The 16,772-nt window shown below is 74.1% G+C and carries 16 protein-coding genes; all 16 read left to right on the forward strand.

Features of this window, described 5'->3' with window-relative positions:
- Positions 1-3: 3 nt before the first annotated feature.
- From ACZ5KV_RS08800 to ACZ5KV_RS08875, 16 genes are read left to right on the forward strand one after another with little or no spacing between them, the layout of a single operon-like run.
- Positions 4-1,275 carry a radical SAM protein gene (locus ACZ5KV_RS08800; protein WP_464238931.1) on the forward strand — a complete coding sequence of 424 codons (1,272 nt, stop codon included), beginning with the start codon at positions 4-6 and terminating at the stop codon, positions 1,273-1,275.
- On the forward strand, positions 1,272-2,351 hold the full coding sequence (locus tag ACZ5KV_RS08805) for a radical SAM/SPASM domain-containing protein (protein WP_464238932.1): 1,080 nt from the start codon (positions 1,272-1,274) through the stop codon (positions 2,349-2,351). Before ACZ5KV_RS08800 ends, ACZ5KV_RS08805 begins: the two co-directional genes overlap by 4 nt.
- Positions 2,344-3,369, forward strand: coding sequence for an N-acetylneuraminate synthase family protein (locus tag ACZ5KV_RS08810; protein WP_464238933.1), 1,026 nt, complete (start codon positions 2,344-2,346; stop codon positions 3,367-3,369). The genes ACZ5KV_RS08805 and ACZ5KV_RS08810 overlap by 8 nt, the downstream gene beginning before the upstream one ends.
- The gene (locus tag ACZ5KV_RS08815; RefSeq protein WP_464238934.1) at positions 3,369-4,331 is read left to right on the forward strand and encodes a phosphotransferase; all 963 of its coding nucleotides are present in this window, start codon (positions 3,369-3,371) and stop codon (positions 4,329-4,331) included. The genes ACZ5KV_RS08810 and ACZ5KV_RS08815 overlap by 1 nt, the downstream gene beginning before the upstream one ends.
- On the forward strand, positions 4,328-5,062 hold the full coding sequence (locus ACZ5KV_RS08820; RefSeq protein ID WP_464238935.1) for an acylneuraminate cytidylyltransferase family protein: 735 nt from the start codon (positions 4,328-4,330) through the stop codon (positions 5,060-5,062). Before ACZ5KV_RS08815 ends, ACZ5KV_RS08820 begins: the two co-directional genes overlap by 4 nt.
- Positions 5,059-5,766, forward strand: a complete 708-nt coding sequence (locus ACZ5KV_RS08825) for a cytidylyltransferase domain-containing protein (protein ID WP_464238936.1) — start codon at positions 5,059-5,061, stop codon at positions 5,764-5,766. Before ACZ5KV_RS08820 ends, ACZ5KV_RS08825 begins: the two co-directional genes overlap by 4 nt.
- A 4-nt stretch (positions 5,767-5,770) precedes the next feature.
- A complete protein-coding gene (locus tag ACZ5KV_RS08830) occupies positions 5,771-6,844 on the forward strand; it encodes an N-acetylneuraminate synthase family protein (RefSeq protein WP_464238937.1) in 1,074 nt (357 codons plus the stop codon).
- An 8-nt stretch (positions 6,845-6,852) separates the two neighbouring features.
- A complete protein-coding gene (locus tag ACZ5KV_RS08835; protein WP_464238938.1) occupies positions 6,853-7,950 on the forward strand; it encodes a PseG/SpsG family protein in 1,098 nt (365 codons plus the stop codon).
- Positions 7,947-8,876, forward strand: a complete 930-nt coding sequence (locus ACZ5KV_RS08840; RefSeq protein ID WP_464238939.1) for a thiamine pyrophosphate-dependent dehydrogenase E1 component subunit alpha — start codon at positions 7,947-7,949, stop codon at positions 8,874-8,876. The genes ACZ5KV_RS08835 and ACZ5KV_RS08840 overlap by 4 nt, the downstream gene beginning before the upstream one ends.
- The gene (locus ACZ5KV_RS08845; protein ID WP_464238940.1) at positions 8,873-9,880 is read left to right on the forward strand and encodes an alpha-ketoacid dehydrogenase subunit beta; all 1,008 of its coding nucleotides are present in this window, start codon (positions 8,873-8,875) and stop codon (positions 9,878-9,880) included. The genes ACZ5KV_RS08840 and ACZ5KV_RS08845 overlap by 4 nt, the downstream gene beginning before the upstream one ends.
- Positions 9,881-9,940: 60 nt before the next feature.
- A complete protein-coding gene (locus tag ACZ5KV_RS08850; RefSeq protein WP_464238941.1) occupies positions 9,941-11,443 on the forward strand; it encodes a biotin/lipoyl-containing protein in 1,503 nt (500 codons plus the stop codon).
- Entirely contained in the window at positions 11,433-12,269 is an 837-nt protein-coding gene (locus tag ACZ5KV_RS08855; RefSeq protein ID WP_464238942.1) for a hypothetical protein, read from the forward strand. Before ACZ5KV_RS08850 ends, ACZ5KV_RS08855 begins: the two co-directional genes overlap by 11 nt.
- The gene (locus tag ACZ5KV_RS08860) at positions 12,266-14,362 is read left to right on the forward strand and encodes a hypothetical protein (RefSeq protein ID WP_464238943.1); all 2,097 of its coding nucleotides are present in this window, start codon (positions 12,266-12,268) and stop codon (positions 14,360-14,362) included. Before ACZ5KV_RS08855 ends, ACZ5KV_RS08860 begins: the two co-directional genes overlap by 4 nt.
- Entirely contained in the window at positions 14,359-15,303 is a 945-nt protein-coding gene (locus ACZ5KV_RS08865; RefSeq protein ID WP_464238944.1) for a sulfotransferase family protein, read from the forward strand. The genes ACZ5KV_RS08860 and ACZ5KV_RS08865 overlap by 4 nt, the downstream gene beginning before the upstream one ends.
- Positions 15,300-16,325, forward strand: a complete 1,026-nt coding sequence (locus ACZ5KV_RS08870) for a glycosyltransferase family 2 protein (RefSeq protein ID WP_464238945.1) — start codon at positions 15,300-15,302, stop codon at positions 16,323-16,325. Before ACZ5KV_RS08865 ends, ACZ5KV_RS08870 begins: the two co-directional genes overlap by 4 nt.
- Positions 16,322-16,771 (forward strand): cupin domain-containing protein, encoded by a 450-nt coding sequence (locus ACZ5KV_RS08875; RefSeq protein WP_464238946.1) that lies wholly within the window; start codon positions 16,322-16,324, stop codon positions 16,769-16,771. Before ACZ5KV_RS08870 ends, ACZ5KV_RS08875 begins: the two co-directional genes overlap by 4 nt.
- Position 16,772 lies beyond the last annotated feature (1 nt).

Raw genomic sequence — 16,772 nt, forward strand, 5'->3', positions numbered from 1 at the left:
CCGATGTATTGCAGAATGAACCGCGGCGTGTACATGCGGGCCAACGGCGAGCTGGCCTGCTACTGCGGCCCCGGCGAGGAAGTCGTTCTGGGCCGGATGCCCGTGGACGGGCGGGCCTTCGATTTCGTACCCGACTTCTACCGCAACGCGGGGCACGCCCGCGTGCGCGAGGCCATGGCCTCGGGGTTGCCGCCGCACCCCGGCGTGTGCCTGAAGTGCATCTACTTCGAGCCGCTGCTGCCTCCGCGCCTGGAGGCCCTGGACAGCGAGATCGAATGGATGCACCTGGAGGCGACCTCCAACTGCAACCTGGACTGCCGCTTCTGCATCCCCCGGGCCGAGCGGGCCACCTTCCGCACCCCGCCGCATTTTCTGCCTTTCGGGGTCTACGCGTCGGTGCTGGACTCCATCGCCCGCGCGGGCATGAGCGTGCGCTGGATGTATTTCAGCGGGCGCGGCGAGCCCACCCTGCACCCCCGGCTGTGGGAGATGGTCGCCCTGGCCAAAAAGCGCCTGGGTACGGATTTCCTGGTCAACACCAACGGCAACGCGCGCTACGACGACGCCATCGTGGACAGCGGGCTGGACAAGATCAAGATCGCCATCGACGGGGTGGACCAGCAGGCCTACGCGCACTACCGGCGTGGCGGGCGGCTGGACAACCTCCTGGCCCTGACCCGGGGCATCGCCGCCCGCCGGGCGGCCACGGGCGCGACCTCCCCGCGCATCATCTGGCAATACATCCTCTTCGCCCACAACGACAGCCCGCGCGAGCTGGAAACCATCCAGCGCATGGCGCTGGACCTGGGTGTGGACGAGGTGCTCTTCAAGTCCACCTTCAGCGCGGACCTGTCCACCTTCCCCCTGGCGGACATTCCCCGCGTGCATCCCGGCATGCGCACCCTGGACCTCATCGCCATGGTCAGCCCGGATCTGGACGACCTGGACCGCCGCCTGGCCGGGGCCCGGGCCGAGGCCGACCCCGTGCGGCGCCTGGAATCGCTGCTGCATGTGGCCAAGTCCGTGTTCCGCGCGTTCATTCTGGGTATTGAGCGCAAGCAGCTTTACAACGCCTTCGGCGGCGGCGGCGACGTGGCCATGATGACGGCCATGGCCCGGCGCCACCCCGAGGAATACGGCCCGCTGCTCGAGCGCCTGGGCCCGTGCCTGGAGGCCGTGGCGGGCGCCTGCCACGAGGCGGGGCGCCCCGGGGCCGCCCGCTGGTATGAGGACTTCCTGGCCACCCTGGCCGCCAAGGAGGCCGCGCGGCCATGATGCGCATCAACTTCAACTATTTCGTGGTTTCCAAACCCCTGGACAACCTGCGCTATTTCCTGCGCCGGGGCCACACCGCCCGCCTGCTGTGGGACCGCTTCAAGTGGTACTGGTTCCCCCGGCTGGGCGTGGTGCCGCGCTTTCCGCTCACTGTGGACCTGGAGGCCTCCCTGTCCTGCCAGCTCCAGTGCCCCATGTGCACCCGGGCCCAATCCGACGTGTTCGCGGCGGGCGGGAACATGGACTTCGACCTGTTCCGCAAGGTGGTCGACGAGTGCGCGGCCAACGGGGTGTTCTCCCTCAAGCTCTCCTGGCGCGGCGAGCCGACCCTGAACCCCCGCCTGCCCGACATGGTGCGCTACGCCAAGGCCCGGGGCATCCCCGACGTGGCCTTTCTGACCAACGGCGGGCTGATGACCCCCGAGCTGACCCGGGCCCTGGTGGACGCCGGGCTGGACTGGATTTCCTTTTCCATCGACGGCCTGGGGCAGGACTACGAGCGCATCCGCAAACCCATCACCTTTGCCTGGATCGAGGGCGTGGTGAAGGGCCTGCACGACCTGAAGCGCCGCGAGGGCCGGGTCAAACCCCTGGTGCGCATCCAGACCATTTCCGGCTGCATCGGGCGCAACCCGGAGTATTTCGGCTTCTGGGAGCCCTGGGTGGACCGCATTTCGGTCATCGCCGAGCAGCACCGCGAAGACCCCGGCCTCATCCGCCACGACCCGGACTACGTGTGCGCCTCGCCCTTCCAGCGCGTGTTCGTGACCTGGAACGGCGACGTGGTGCCCTGCCATGGCGACTATTTCCTGCACAACCGCATGGGCAACGTGGAGGAACGGAGCCTGGCGGCCATCTGGAACAGCGCGCGGTTCCGCGAGTTCCGCGCGGCCATGCGCGCGCGGCGGCGGCTGGACTACGAGGCCTGCCGCCTGTGCCCCGACGGCGGGCAGTTCGTCGGCGACACCCTCAAGGTCGGCGGGCGCACGGTGTCGGTGATCCGTTTCCTGGAACAAGACGACGTACAGGGCCGCGCGGCCCGGGGAGAGGCCGATGCGGACCGTCAGGATGGGTGAACGCGAAATCGGCCCCGGGCAGCCGCCGCTGTTCGTGGCCGAGCTGGGCATCTGCCACCGGGGGCGGCTGGACGTGGCGCTGGACAACGCCCGCGCCGCCGCCGAGGCCGGGGCCGGATGCATCAAGACCGAGCTGTTCCACGAGTCCGAAGTCCGCGACCCGTCGGCCACCAAGACCTTCACCACCCGCTCGGGCCGCCACGAGGTGCCCCTGCTGGAGCACATGCGCCGCTACCAGCTCACCCTGGAGGAACACCACAAGGTCAAGCTGCTGGCCGACGAACTGGGCCTGCCCTTCATGGCCACGGCGCATACCCGCGAGCGCGTGGATTTTCTGGTGGCCATCGGCGCCTGTGCGGTGAAGATCGCCTCGCCGGACATCGTGCACTATCCGCTCATCCGCTACGCGGCGGCCTCGGGGCTGGCGCTGTTTCTGGACACGGGCGGCGCCTGGCGGCACGAGGTGGAAATGGCCGTGAAGGCCGCGCGCGACGCGGGCTGCCGCCAGCTTGTGGTCAACCACAACCCCGACGGGCACCCCGCACCCGCCACCGGGCACAATTTGCGCGCCATCGCCCGCTATCAGGAGCTTCTGGGCTGCCCCGTGGGCCTGTCGGACCATTGCGACGGCTACGACATGGCCTTCGCCGCCGTGGTGGCCGGGGCCCACGTCGTGGAGAAGCCCGTGTCCGAAGACCGCTTCATCGACGAGTGCGAACACCTTTGGGCCGTGAGCCGTGACGACCTGCCCGCCTTCGTGGCTTCCCTGGGCCGGGCCTGGGAGGCCCTTGGCCGGCCCGAGCGGCCCATGGGCCCGGGCCTGCGGCCCGCGTCGCCCCACCGGGTGGCCCTGGTGGCCCGGCGCGACCTGGCCCCCGGCGAACCCATTACCTGGGACAACGTGACCTTCGGCAAGCCGCGCCTGGGCATCGGCGTGGAGCTTTGGGACGAACTGGAGGGCCGCCCCCTGGGCCGCGCCGTGCGCGCGGGGGCCTTCATCCGCTTCGAGGATTTGTGATGCCCGCCGCCTGCGCCGCGTCCTCCTCCCCGCTCTCTGCTCAGGGCGGCCCCTGCGCCGCCGGTGCAGGCTTCGCGGGTGCCGAGGGGCTGGCGGCCCTGGCCGCAGCCTTCGGGCTGCCCGGGTCCATCGGGCCCTGGCGGCCCCTGGGGCCGGACCTGCTGGCGGCGGAGCACGGCGGGCGGACCCTGCTGGCCAAGCGCCACCGCATGCTGACCCCGGAGCGGGCCCCGCTGCTGGAGGCCGTGCTCGGCGCGGCCCGGGCCGCCGGGGTCGCCCCGGTCATGCTGCCCGCGCGCGGCGGGGCCCTGGTCCTGGCCGGGGCGGACGGCTGGTACGGGCTCATGGAGCAGGCCCCGGGCGAGGTACCCGAGGCCGGGCAGGGGCTTGGCCGCGCGGCCCGGGCCGTGGCCCGGCTGCACCTGGCCCTGGCCCGGGTGCCGGGCCGGGCGGCCTGCCCCCGGGCCGTGGCTCCGCAGGCCGCCGCCGGGCTGCTGGCCCGCGCCGGGCTGGACGAACTGGCCCGGGCCGTGGCGCCTGTGGCCGCCGCCGCCCAGGCCCTGCCCGGGCAACTGGTCCACCGCGACCTGCACCAGGGCAATTTCCTGCTCGGGCCGCAAGGGGCGCTGGTGCTCGACTACGACTCCTTCGCCAGCGGGCCCCGGGTGGCCGACGCGCTGTTCGCGGCCCTGCGCCTGTCGGGCGGCGACGCGGCGGGCATGGGCCGGTTCATGGCCGTCTATGGAGCCCTGGCGCCCCCGGCCCCCGTGGAGGACGCGGCGGGGCTGGCGGCCCTGGCCTGGGACGTGCTGGCCAAGCTGGCCTTCGTGCTGCGTGAGCGCGAGGCCGGAAACGGCTACTACGAAAAGGATTTTCAGAAATACATCGGCCTTGCCCGCCGGGCGCTGGAACTGGAGCGCGCGTTCCCCGGCGGGGTGCGGGCCCTGGGGGGCGGGCGGTGAGGCGCTTTGGCATCGTGGTCGCCCGCAAGGGCTCCTCGCGGCTGGCGGGCAAGAATCGCCAGGACCTGTACGGCAGGCCCCTGTACCGCTGGACCGTGGACGCGGCTCTGGCCACGGGCCTGTTTGATCCGTTGCTGGTCAGCACCGATGACCCGCTGATCCTGGAGCAGTGCGCCGGGATGCCGGGCGTGCTGGCCGAAGCCCGGCCCGAGGCCCTGTGCAGCGCGACGGCCACGGCCCTGGACGTGCTGGCCTGGGCCCTGCCCCGGCTGGCCGAACGCTTCGGCCCCGCCGCCGTTTTCTGCCTGCTGCAACCGACCAGCCCCTTCCGGGGCGCGGCGGACATCCGCCGGGTCGTGGCCGCCCTGGACGAGCCGGGGCTGGATTTCGCCGTGGGCGTGGCGCCCTTCGCCTCGCCGCCGTTCTTCGCCCTGGCCCTGGGCGGGGAGGGCGCGGGGAGTGAAGGCGGCCCGGGCCTGCGGCCCGTCCACGAGGGCGCCCTGACCCGCGTGACCCGCACCCAGGACGTGCCCGCCCTGTTCCACCCGGCGGGGGGCATCTTCGCCGGGCGGCCCGAGGCCTTCCTGCGCCAGGGGCATTTCTACGGCCCGGCCAGCCGGGGCGTGGTCATGGATCATTTCGCCGCCTGGGACATCAACACCCCCGAGGACATGGACTTCGCCCGGGCCCTGGCCCCGGCGGCCCTGGCCCGGGTCGGGGGGGAGGCATGAGCGGACTCGCCGCCCTGGGCGTGGTCCAGTGCCGCATGGCCTCCACGCGGCTGCCGGGCAAGGCCCTGGCCGATCTGGACGGTCGGCCGGTGCTGGAATGGGCGCTGCGCCGGGCCCAGGCCTGCCGGGCGCTGGACCGCGTGGTCCTGGCCACGACCACCGGCCCCGAGGACGACCCCGTGGCCGCCCTGGGCCGGGCCCTGGGCCTGCCCGTGGTGCGCGGCGAGGCCGACAACGTGCTGGCGCGCTTTGCCGCCGTGCTGGCCGCGCACCCCGCGCGCTGCGTGGTGCGCATCACGGCGGACAATCCCTTCACGGACCCGGCCTCGGTGGAGCGCGTGGTTCGCCGTTTCCTGGCCGCCGGGCTGGACTATTGCTACGCCGCGCGCATCCCCTACGGCGCGGGGGCCGACGCCTTTCCCGGGGAGTTGCTGGCCGGGCTGCACCGCCACACGGCGGACCCGCGCCACCGCGAGCACATCAACACCTGGTTTCTGGACAACCACCTGGGCCTGCGCATCGGTTGCGTGGACCCGCCGCCGGGCTGCGAGCGCCCGGACGCGCGCCTGACCGTGGACACCGCCCGGGACCTGGAACGCGCCCGGGCCCTGGCCGCGCGCCTGAACCCCGACCCGGAGGCCCGCCTGGGCGCCGGGCTGGCCGAACTCATCGACGCTTACGACCGCCTGCGGGCAGAGGAGTGATTCCATGGCTTTCAACAAGACGTTTTCCATCGGTTCGCGGCTGGTGGGCGAGGGCTGCCCCGCCTACCTCATCGCCGAGATCGGGCGCAACCACAACGCGGACATGGACCTCGCCCGGCGGATGATCGACGCCGCCGCCCAGGCCGGGGCCGACGCCGTGAAGTTCCAGTCCTTCACCGCCCGCGAGTTGCTCATCCGCGAGCTGCCCAGCGCGACGCACATCCGCGAGACCTCCGGCGGGGCCAAGTCGGCCTACGAGTCCACCGAGGAGGTGGAGCTGCGCCCCGAGAACCACGCCCTGCTGCGCGACCATGCCCTGGCCCGGGGGGTGGATTTCTTCTCCACTCCCGAGGACCATTCCATGGTCGCCCTGCTGGACGCCCTGAAGGTTCCGGTGTTCAAGATCGCCTCCCTGGACGTGCCCTACCTGGACCTGGTGGAGGCCGTGGCCGCCACGGGGCGGCCGGTGATCCTCTCCACGGGCATGTGCTACCTGGGCGAGGTGGAAAAGGCCCTGGGCGTGCTGGAGCGCCACGGCGTGCGCGACGTGATCCTGCTGCACTGCACCTCCAACTATCCGCCGCGCTACGAGGACGTGAACCTCGCGGCCATGCGGACCATGGCCCGCTGCTTCGGCGTGCCCGTGGGTTACTCGGACCACACCCCGGGCATCGGCGTGAGCATCGCCGCCGCCGCCCTGGGGGCCTGCGTCATCGAGCGCCATTTCACCCTCGACCGCGCCCTGCCCGGGCCGGACCAGCGTCTGTCCCTGGTTCCCGACGACTTCGCGGCCATGGCCCGCGAAATCCGTTGCGTGGAAGCCGCCCTGGGCTCGCCGGTCAAGCGCCCGGTGGCCGCCGAGCACGAGATGCGCCGCCTGCATCGCCGTCGGCTGGTGGCCGCGCGGCCCCTTGCGGCGGGCACGGTGCTGGAACGCGCCGACGTGGCCTGCAAGTGCAGCGAACACGGCCTGGAGCCCGAACTGCTGCCCCAGCTCCTGGGCCGGGCCCTGGCCGCGGACATGGCCATGGACGCGCCCTTCACCCTGGACGGCGTGCTGGCCCGGAGCGGGAGCTAGGAGGAACCGTGCCGACCTTTGCCCTGCGCGTCGACGGCAACCGGCACATCGGCATGGGCCACGTGTTCCGTGCCATGTTCCTGGCCGAGCACCTGCGGGCCGCCGGGGCCGGGGCCGAGGTGCTGGCCCTGGCCGCGACCCTGGCGCCGCCCGTGACGGACTTCCTGGCCGCCCGGGGGCTGCGGGCCGTGCCCGTGTCCGGCCCGGACGACCCCTGGCGGGCCGACCCGGAATTGCTGCGCGCGGCCTACGCCTCGGGGCGCTATGCGGGAGCGGTGGTCGATCTGCTGGAACCCGACCCCGGCGACGACGACCTGTGGGACAACCCGCAATACGTCCCGGCGGATTTGGCCGACGAACTGGAGGCCGCGCGCGGCGCCGGGCTGCCGCTGTGCGTCTTTTCCGACCGTTGCGGGCCCATGGATTTCCCGGCCGGGCTGCTGGTGAACACCTGCCCGGCCCAGCGCCGCGAGTGGTACTCCGCCGGTGCCGCGCGCGTGCTGCTGGGGCCCGAGGGCTACATCCTGGCGCCGAGCTTCGCGGCCCCGGCTGCGCGGGACAAGGCCTTCACGCGCACCGCGCCGCGCGTGGCGGTCTTTTGCGGCGGCAATGACCACCGGGGCTTCACCGGCCCCATTCTGGACGGCATCGCGGCCTCGGGGCAGGAGGTCGAGGTCGAGGTCGTGCTCGGCGCGGCCACGCCCGAGGCCGCGCAGCGCGAGCGCGAATACGCCGCCCGCGCGGCCCGCGTCCACCGGGGGGCGCCGGATCTGGCGGAAATCCTGGGTGCGGCCGACTTCGTTTTTTCCACCTCGGGCAACACGCTGTTCGATCTGGCGGCCCTGGGCGTGCCCTGCGCCGCCGTCTCCACCCGCGAGCGCCAGCAGGTGACGGCCCGTTTCTTCGCCGCGTGCGGCTCGTGCCTGGACCTGGGGCGCGACCGCGACGCCCTGCCCGGCGCCGTGGCCGCCGTGTGCGCCGAGGTGCTGCCCGACCGCGCGCGGCTTGCGGCCATGAGCCGGGCCGGGCGCCGGGCCGTGGACGGCGCCGGTGGCGGACGCGTGGCCCGGGCCGTGCTGGCTCTGGCCGGGGAGGAGGCGCCGTGAGCGACGCGCTTTTCGCCGGGCTGGCGCCGGAGTTGCCCGACAACGCGCGGCTCTACAGCGCCATGCTGCTCGTCCGGCGCACCGAGGAGCGCCTGCTGGCGCTGTTCAACCGGGGGCTCGTCAGCGGCACCACCCACGCCTGTATCGGCCAGGAGGCCAATGCCGTGGGCATCATCGGCCTGTTGGACCCCGGGCGGGACCATGTGATCAGCAACCACCGCTGCCACGGGCACTACCTGGCCTTCGGCGGCTCCCTGGCCGGGCTGCTGGGCGAGGTTCTGGGCCTGGACGGCGGCGTGTGCGGCGGGCGCGGGGGCAGCCAGCACCTGCGGGCCGGGGGCTTTTTGTCCAACGGCATCCAGGGCGGCGGAGCGCCGGTGGCCTGCGGCCTGGCCCTGGGTGCGCGGCTTGCGGGCCGCGAGGGCGGGGTGACCGCCCTGTGCCTGGGCGACGGAACCCTGGGCCAGGGCGTGCTTTACGAGGCCCTGAACATGGCCGCCCTGTGGGACCTGCCAGTGCTGTTCCTGGTCGAGGACAACGGCTACGCCCAGACCACCCCGACGGCCGACGCCGTGGCCGGGTCCATGGTCGCGCGCGGTGCGGCCTTCGGCATCCGCACCGCCGAGATCGACTCCACGGACGTGCTGGCCCTGCGCGATTTCGGGCGCGAGGTCGTCGGGGCCGTGCGCGGCTCGGGGCGGCCGCTGTTCGCCGTGGTGCACACGCACCGCCTGTGCGCCCACAGCAAGGGCGACGACACCCGGCCCCCCGAGGCCGTGGCCGCCCTGTGCGCCCATGATCCTTTGACCGTGCATGGCGCGCGGCTGGCGCGGGCCGAGCGGGAAGCCGCCGAGGCCTGGGCCGGGGCGCGCATCGACGCGGCCCTGGCGGCCGTGGCCCCCGGGCTTGTGGAGGGCGGCCCATGAGAGTCTGCGAAGCGTTGAACCGGGCCCTGTTCGGCCTGCTGCGCGACGACCCGGACGTGCTCGTGCTGGGCGAGGATGTGCGCGACCCCTACGGCGGCGCGTTCAAGGTCACGGCGGGCCTGTCCTCGGCCTTTCCGGGGCGCGTTCTGGGCACGCCCATCAGCGAGGCGGGCATCGTCGGGCTGGGCACGGGCCTGGCTCTGTCCGGTCGGCGGCCCGTGGTGGAGATCATGTTCGGCGATTTCGTGACCCTGGCGGCCGACCAACTGGTCAATCAGGCCGCCAAGTTCCGGACCATGTACGGCGAGGCCGTCTCCGTGCCGCTGGTGGTGCGCGCGCCCATGGGCGGGCGGCGGGGCTACGGCCCGACCCACAGCCAGACGCTGGAGAAGCTCTTTTTCGGCGTTCCGGGGCTGGAGGTGGTGGCCGCGACCCATGTCTGCGACCCCGGGGCCCTGCTGCGCGGCACCGTGCTCGGCACGGCCTGCCCCGTGCTTTTCGTGGAAAACAAACTGCTGTATCTTGAAGAGGTTCTGGATGCCGGAACCCTGCGGGAGCGCCACGGGTTGGAGCTGACCCTGGCCGGAGCCGCCCCGGGCACGGCGGTGCTGGCCCACCCGGGTCGCCCCGACGTGACCCTGGTCGCCTACGGGGGCATGGTGCCGCTGGCCCTGGAGGCCGCCGGGACGCTGCTGCGCGAGGAAGGGCTGGTCTGCGAGCTTGTGGTGCCGCAGCGCATCTGCCCGCTGGACCCAGGGCCCATCCTGGGCAGCGCGGCGCGCACCCGTCGGGTGGTGGTGGCCGAGGAGGGCGTGTGCGCCTGGGGCTGGGGCGCCGAGGTGCTGGCGCTGCTGGCGGCTCTGGAGCTGGAATCCCCGGCCCGGCGCGTGGGCGCGACTTTGGAGGCCATCCCCGCGCGGCGCGACTGCGAGGCCCGGGTGCTGCCCCAGGTGGACGACATCGTGGCCGCCGCCGTGCGCACCGTGGACGAGGATTTCCTGTAGCCCCTTGCGTGCCCGCGCCGGGGCCGTCGTGACCTTGCGGCAAGGAGAAAACGGAGCATCATGCTGCACGTCGTGACCATACCCAGGCTCAATGCCAACGAGGACGAGGTTCTGGTGGCGGAGATCCTGCCCGGAGTCGGGGACTTCGTGTCCGCCGGGCAGGAGGTGCTCGTACTGGAGACGGCCAAGGCCGCCGTGTCCGTGGAGGCCGAGGTCTCCGGCCATGTGCGCCTGGTGCTGGCGGCGGCCGGGCGGACGGCCCGCGTGGGCGCCGTGGCCCTGGTGCTTTCCGATGCCGCCGCCGAGCCTCTGGGGCAGTGGGAGCCGACCGTTGAGGGAGGGCCCGGGCCCGAGGCGCCACCAGCTCCGCGCACGACGGCCAAGGAGCGCCTGCTGGCGCGCGCACCGCGCGGGCGCGGCGCGGCGCGGGAGGCCGCCCCCTGCGCCCCGGCCTGGACGCCGGACCCCGTACCCAGCGCCGAGCTGGACTTCGTGCTCCGGGCGCGGGCGGCGCTGGCCGCCCTGGACCCCCTGCCCGAGGGCGCCGCTCCGGTGGAGCTGGGCCCCGGGAGTGCCGGGTGCGGGCCGGGCTGGTCCGTGGCGCCGGGGGCCGCCATCGCGCCGGGGGCGCGCATTGTCGCCCGCCGGGTGGTGCTGGCCGAGGGCGCCGTGGTCGGCGAGGGCACGCGGATCGAGGCCGACGCCGTGTACCTGGGCCCCCAGGCCAAGGTCGGGGCGCGGACCGGCGTCGTCACCGGGGAGCTGGTGGCCGCCGACGGAGCCTACATCGGCGAGGGCGTGGACGTGGACCTGGGCGGCGGGCGCAGCGCCGAGTCGCGCCTGCTGGTGGGCCGGGCGGGCCTCGTGTCGCCGCGCTGTTTCGTCAACACCTGCCGCGAGGTGGTGCTCGAGGACGAATCGGCCCTGAGCCCGGGGGCGTATGTGTTCACCCACCGCTTCTGGCAGAGCGTGCTCGACGGCTACACCGTGGCCTTCGCCGGGGTGCGGCTGTGCGCCGATGCCTGGGTCGGCTCGGGCTGCCAGGTGCTGCCGGGTGTCGTGGTGGGCGCCGGGGCCGTGGTCATGTCCAATTCCACCGTCGCGGGGCCCGTGCCGCCGGAGTGCATGGCCGCGGGGGTGCCGGCCGTGGTGGTGCGCCGTGGCCTGCGCCGGGAACTGGTCGCCGCCGACAAGGACGGAATCGTACGGGACATCCTGCGTGAGTTTGCCGGACATCTGGCCTTCAAGGGCTGCACCGTGCGCGCCCGGGGCGACTCCCTGGAGGTCGGCCTCGCGGACGGCACGCGCCGGACCGTTGTTTTTCTGCCCCATGAGGCCCGGGGGGGCCACGGGGCGCAGGCGGCGCCCGCTCCGGGCAGCGTGGTGCTGGCTTTCGGCCCGTTGCCCGGGGCGGGTACGGGGTATTCCGTTTTCGATCTTGCGGCCCGGGAGTTCTCCGGCCCGCAGGACAGGCTGGTCCACGAGTTGCGCAACTTCCTGCGCCGCCGGGGTCTGCGTTTCGCTCCCTTCGCCTGGGACGGCGGTTTTCGCCATGGGCTGTAGCACCGTGGCAGGGCGCCGGGCCGTGAGCCTGTCCCTGCAGGGGATCATCGACCCGGCCCTGGCCGAATACGGGGCGCGGGTACTTTACGCCGCGCGGGTTTACGCGGGGCTGCTGGACGGCTTCGAGATCGGCTTTTTCACCGATCAGGTGGCGCGCCACCGCCCGGCCCTGGAGCGCGCGGACGTGCGCGCGGCCCTGGCGGCCTTTCCGGCCAACACCCTGCACGTGGCGGCGCGGCGCGGCGGCCCCCCGGCCCCGGCGGACCTGAAGGCCTGCGCGGCCCTGGCCGGGGAACTGTTCCAGGCCGGGCTGCTGCGCCACCTGAGCCTGCACCTGGACATGGACGCGCATTTCGACGCCGTGGCGGCGGCGGCCCCGGAGGGGCTGCCCCTGCTGTTCGAGAACACCGACCGCGACGCGGCCCGGGGCAACGGGCCCGGCCAGTGCCGGGCGGCCCTGGCCGCCCACCCGCGCTGGGGCCTCGTGCTCGACTACGCCCACGCCCTGGAAACCGAAGAACGCGGCGCCGAAGGCCCCGAGGCCCTGGCCCGGCTGGCCGGGGCGGCCCTGGGGCAGGTGCATTTTTCCTGGTCGGGGGACTTGTACCCCCGGGAGCTTGTGGGCCCGGAGTTCACCACCCGCCACAGCATGGTCCACCTGGCCTCCGGGGCCGGTGCGGCCCGGGCCCGGGCCTTCCTGCGCGCCGCCGCGCCGCCGCTGACGACCATCGAGGGCGTGGTGCCGCCCGGGGAGGCGGGGCGGGCCATGGTCCTGGCCGAGGCGGCCCTGGTGCGCGCGGCCCTGGCCGGGGAGGAGGCGCGGTGAAGGAACTGCTGCTGGCCATGACCGGGGCCGACGCCGCCTGGGCCGCCGAGCGCTGGCGGACGGGCGGGGGGCGCGCCGTGGTCTTCGCCCCGACCCTGGACGCCCGGCTGGCCCTGGAGGCCCTGGGCGTGCCCCACCGGGCCCACGAGGTCCTGGCCTGGAGCCTGGACAAACACGCCCTGTTCGACCGCGCCCGGCGGCTGGCCTGGGAGTGGTTCCAGGCGCCGGGGGTCGCGGCCCTGCCCGGGGTGGCCCGGGTGAGTTCCTGGCGCGGCTATCCGCTGCTGGCCATGCACCAGAGCTGGCTGCTGCTGTCCCTCAAGGAGGTGCTGGAAGCCCGGGCCTTCATGAGCGCCGTGCTCGACGCCGAGGCGCCGCAGCGGGTGGTGCTGGCCGCGCGGGAAAATCCTTTCGGGGCCTATTGGCTTCAGGCGCTTACGGGCGACGGCGGGCTGGAGCCCGAGGCCGCCCGGGCCCTGTGCCGCCTGCGCGGGGTGCCCGTGGAACTGGTGGAGCCCGCCGACCGCGCGGCGGACGCTCCCGGAGCCATGGCCGCCCTGGGGGCGGCCATGGGGCGGGCGCCCCGCCGGGGGCTGCGCGCCCTGCGCCGCACGGCCTCGGGCCTGCGCCGTCGTCTGGGGCATCATTTGGGCCGCCATTTGGGCCTGACACGCCCCGAGCCCCCCGACGACCGGGCCTTCCTGCCCGGCGGGTCCGGCCCGGGGGTACTGGTGCTCACCTGGGGCGGCTACTACCTGCAACAGATTCTGCCCGTGCTGGAGCACCTGCGCGCGGCCGGGGCCCGGCTGGCCGTGGGCCTGCTGGGCGGCGGTTTCGCCCCGGGCCAGCGTGCGGCCCTGCGCGCGGCGGGGGTGGCCAGCTTCAACAAGCCGTCCTGGAGCGTGCCCGGCGAGGCCGAACTCATGGTCCGCTTCGCCGCCCTGGGGGCCGAGGCCATGGACGCCCTGCGCGGCAGCACGGCGGCGCGCGCCTTTTTCGAGGGCCAGGGCTGCGGGCTGGACGGCCCGCTGGAACTGGCCCTGGGCCGCGAACTGGTGACCACCCTGCCCGAAACCGTGCGCGATCTGGCCCGGGCCGAGGCCGTGCTCGACGCCTTCGCCCCCGACGTGCTGGTGTCGCACTTCGCCCTCCAGCCCCTGGGGCTGGCCGACGTGCTGCCCGCGCGCCAACGCGGCGTGGCGACGCTGAACATCGCCCACGGCAACCCCGCCGAGATGGGCGCCGTGCGCAACACCTTCGCCACGGCGCGCTGCACCGTGGTCGGCGAGCGCTTCCGGCGGACCATGGAGCGCGTGCATGCCCTCGGGCCGGGGGTGGTCCGCGCCGTGGGCGAACTGCGCCTGGAGGCCCAGGGCCCCGGCGGGGACGTGTGCGCGGCGCGCCTGCGTCATGGGCTGGACCCCGACCGCCCGGTGTGCATCTTCTGCGACATGAGCGGCTGGACCACCAAGACGAGCATCCGGCGCCACTGCTCGCGGGCCGTGGTGCGCCAGGCCCTGGCCCTGATGGACGCCGTGCCCGGGCTGCAACTGGTCTACCGCGTGCACCACGGGGCGGACTATGCCGCCCTGGGCGCCCACCTGCGCGGCCTGGGCCGGGCGGACCTGCACTTTCAGATTTCCCCGGACCCGCTGTTCACCGATGTGGTCCGCGCGGCGGACGTGGTGGTTTCCCAGAACTGTTCGGCCATTACCGAGGCCCTGGCCTGCGGGGTGCGCGTGGTCTTCAACTGCGTGCATGGCGACCGGTTGCCGTCCTACGAAGGCTTCGCGGCCCTGGCCGTGGCCGATACCGACGCGGCCCTGACGGCGGCCGTGCATGCCGCCGTGGCCGCACCCATGGCCGCCGCCGCCGTGCGCGCCCTGGCCCGGCCCTATTACGAGGCCATGCTCCACGGCCTGGACGGCGGGGCGGCGGAGCGGCTGGCCGGGGCGGTGCTCGACCTCGCGGCGGACCCCGGAGCGCGCGCTCCGGGTTTTGCGGACTGGACGGCGCGCCTGGAAACCTCGTGCCGCTTCGCGTCGGCGGAGCTGTCGGGCCGGGCGGGGGGCGCCGCCGGGGAGGAATCATGACCAAGCCGAACGACTGCGCGTGCCCCAACGATCTCGCCGCCCAGGACGGCTACGCGGGCCAGGATATGGTCTTCGTGGTCGGCTGCCCGCGCAGCGGCACGACCTGGGTCCAGCGGCTGCTGGCGGCCTGCCCCGGGGTGCGTACCGGGCAGGAGTCGGACCTTTTCGACGAATACGTGGGCCCGGCCCTGCGCCACTGGCGGCGCGATCTGGCCAGCCCCGGGCGGCCCGTGGGCATGGGCTGTCACCATACCGAGGAACGGTTCCTGGCCGTCCTGCGCGGGTTCATGCTCGGCCTGCTGGCGCCCATGCGCGCCGGGCTGGGGCCGGGGGAGCTGTTCGTGGAAAAGACGCCCTCCCACGCGCTCTATCTGCCCGAGATCGCCGAGCTGCTGCCGCGCTGCCGGGTGATCCACGTGCTGCGCGACTGCCGCGACACGGTGGCCTCGCTGCTGGCGGCCGCGCGCGGCTGGGGCGCGGGCTGGGCCCCGCCCACGGCCCGGGCCGCCGCCGTCATGTGGACGGGCCACGTGCGCGCCGCGGCCCAGGGCCGCGACCTGTTCGGCGCGCGGTTCTGCGAGGTGCGTTACGAAGCCCTGCTGGCCGCGCCCGAGGCCGGGCTGCGCGCCCTGGCCGGGGATTTTCTGAATCTGCCCCTGGACGCCGCCGCGGCGGCCCGGGCCGTGGCGGCCTGCCGGGCCGGAGAGGGCGGCGGGGCCGCCCTGCCCGTGGGCGGCCAGTGGGCGCGCCAGGGCGCACGGCCCGGCGAGCCCGAGGGCTTCGTGCGCCGGGCCCGGGCCGGGGGCTGGCGCGAGGAACTGGGGCGCCTGGACATGCTGCGCATCTGGCGCGCGGCGCGGCGCGACATGGCCCGGGCGGGCTACCCCTGGCACTTGCCCTGGCAGGCCCTGGCCCCGCGTCCGGGCGGGAGGCGGGCATGAGCGCCCGGAACGCCGCGGCCCCGCGCATCACGGTGGTCATCCCGACCTTCCGCCGGGCGGACAGCCTCATGCGCGCCCTGGAGAGCCTGCGTCGCCAGACCCTGAAGGATTTTTCGGTGCTCGTGGTCGACAACGCCGTGCAGGAGCGGGTGCGCGCCGGGGTGCTGGCCTTCGCGGCCACGGCGCCCATGCCCGTGCATTACGCGGCCCAGCCCGTGCCGGGGCTGCACAGCGCGCGCAACCTGGCCCTGCGTACGGCCCGGGCCGAGGTGCTGGCCTTCACCGACGACGACGCGACCTTCGAGCCCGGCTGGCTGGCCGCCCACCGGCAGGCCTTCGCGGCGGACCCGGGCCTGGGCGCCGCCGGAGGGCCGGTGCTGCCCGCCTTCGACGCGCCGCCGCCGCAGTGGCTCACGCAATACATGGCCGGGCGGCGGGAGTTTCCCATCCTGAGCGTCATGGAGGCCTTCGACGCCGACACCAAAGGCCCCGGGGTGCCCATCTACGGGGTCAACATGGCCGTGCGCCGCGAGGTCGCCGTGGCCCTGGGCGGGTTCCCGCCCGACAGCTTCGGGGCCGTGTGGCTGGGCGACGGCGAAACGGGCTTTTTGCGCAGGCTGGCCGGGGCCGGGCACGGGCTGGCCTACCTGTGCGGGGCCGTGGTGCGTCATCACATCCCGCCGGAGCGCATGACCCCGGCCTATTTTTGCAGGCGCATGGCCAACCAGGGCGCGGCGGACGTGTATACCGACTTTCACCGGGCCATGCCGGGCCGGGCGCGGCTGTTGCGCCATGCCCTGGGCCTGGCCCTGCGCCACGGGCGCACCTGGGCCCTGGCCCGGGCGCTGCGCGGGCGCACCGACCCCGGCGCGCTGGAAACGCAGATGGCCGCCGCCGCGACCCTGGCGCGGCTGGGCTACGTGCTGCGCCTGACGTGGGACGCGCGCCTGCGCGCCCTGGTGCGGCGCGGGAACTGGATGGACGACGGCCCGGCAGCCCCGGGCGGGGAGGCGCGGCCATGAGCGCGCACGTGGAGTGCATCGAACACGGGGGCGAGACCCTGGGCATCGTCATCCGCGCGGAGTTCCGCAAGGACGGCATCGAGTTCTTCACCCCGGACCATTTTTCGCAGCAACTGGCCTACATGCACCGCCCGGCGGGCCACGTCATCGAGGCCCACGAGCACAACCCCGTGCCGCGCGAGGTGCTGCACACCCGCGAGGTGCTCTTCATCCGCCGGGGGCGGCTGCGGGTGGACTTTTACGGGCAAAACAGGGACTATCTGGAAAGCCGCATCCTCGAAACCGGCGACGTGATCCTGCTGGCCACGGGCGGCCACGGCTTCGAGATGCTCGAAGACACCGAGATCATCGAGGTCAAACAGGGGCCCTACACCGGCCAGGAGGACAAGACCCGCTTCGCGGGCATCGACGCCTGCCGGGCCTGCATCAAGGGCGGCGCGCGATGAG

It is taken from the genome of Desulfocurvus thunnarius (genome assembly GCF_055390965.1).

What these genes read in the sequence shown, in the direction of transcription:
- ACZ5KV_RS08800 (WP_464238931.1), top strand. Translation starts at nt 4, where the DNA reads ATGTATTGCAGAATGAACCGCGGCGTGTACATGCGGGCCAACGGCGAG.
- ACZ5KV_RS08805 (WP_464238932.1), top strand. Translation starts at nt 1,272, where the DNA reads ATGATGCGCATCAACTTCAACTATTTCGTGGTTTCCAAACCCCTGGAC.
- ACZ5KV_RS08830 (WP_464238937.1), top strand. Translation starts at nt 5,771, where the DNA reads ATGGCTTTCAACAAGACGTTTTCCATCGGTTCGCGGCTGGTGGGCGAG.
- ACZ5KV_RS08825 (WP_464238936.1), top strand. Translation starts at nt 5,059, where the DNA reads ATGAGCGGACTCGCCGCCCTGGGCGTGGTCCAGTGCCGCATGGCCTCC.
- ACZ5KV_RS08865 (WP_464238944.1), top strand. Translation starts at nt 14,359, where the DNA reads ATGACCAAGCCGAACGACTGCGCGTGCCCCAACGATCTCGCCGCCCAG.
- ACZ5KV_RS08850 (WP_464238941.1), top strand. Translation starts at nt 9,941, where the DNA reads ATGCTGCACGTCGTGACCATACCCAGGCTCAATGCCAACGAGGACGAG.
- ACZ5KV_RS08875 (WP_464238946.1), top strand. Translation starts at nt 16,322, where the DNA reads ATGAGCGCGCACGTGGAGTGCATCGAACACGGGGGCGAGACCCTGGGC.
- ACZ5KV_RS08815 (WP_464238934.1), top strand. Translation starts at nt 3,369, where the DNA reads ATGCCCGCCGCCTGCGCCGCGTCCTCCTCCCCGCTCTCTGCTCAGGGC.
- ACZ5KV_RS08845 (WP_464238940.1), top strand. Translation starts at nt 8,873, where the DNA reads ATGAGAGTCTGCGAAGCGTTGAACCGGGCCCTGTTCGGCCTGCTGCGC.
- ACZ5KV_RS08810 (WP_464238933.1), top strand. Translation starts at nt 2,344, where the DNA reads ATGGGTGAACGCGAAATCGGCCCCGGGCAGCCGCCGCTGTTCGTGGCC.
- ACZ5KV_RS08855 (WP_464238942.1), top strand. Translation starts at nt 11,433, where the DNA reads ATGGGCTGTAGCACCGTGGCAGGGCGCCGGGCCGTGAGCCTGTCCCTG.
- ACZ5KV_RS08870 (WP_464238945.1), top strand. Translation starts at nt 15,300, where the DNA reads ATGAGCGCCCGGAACGCCGCGGCCCCGCGCATCACGGTGGTCATCCCG.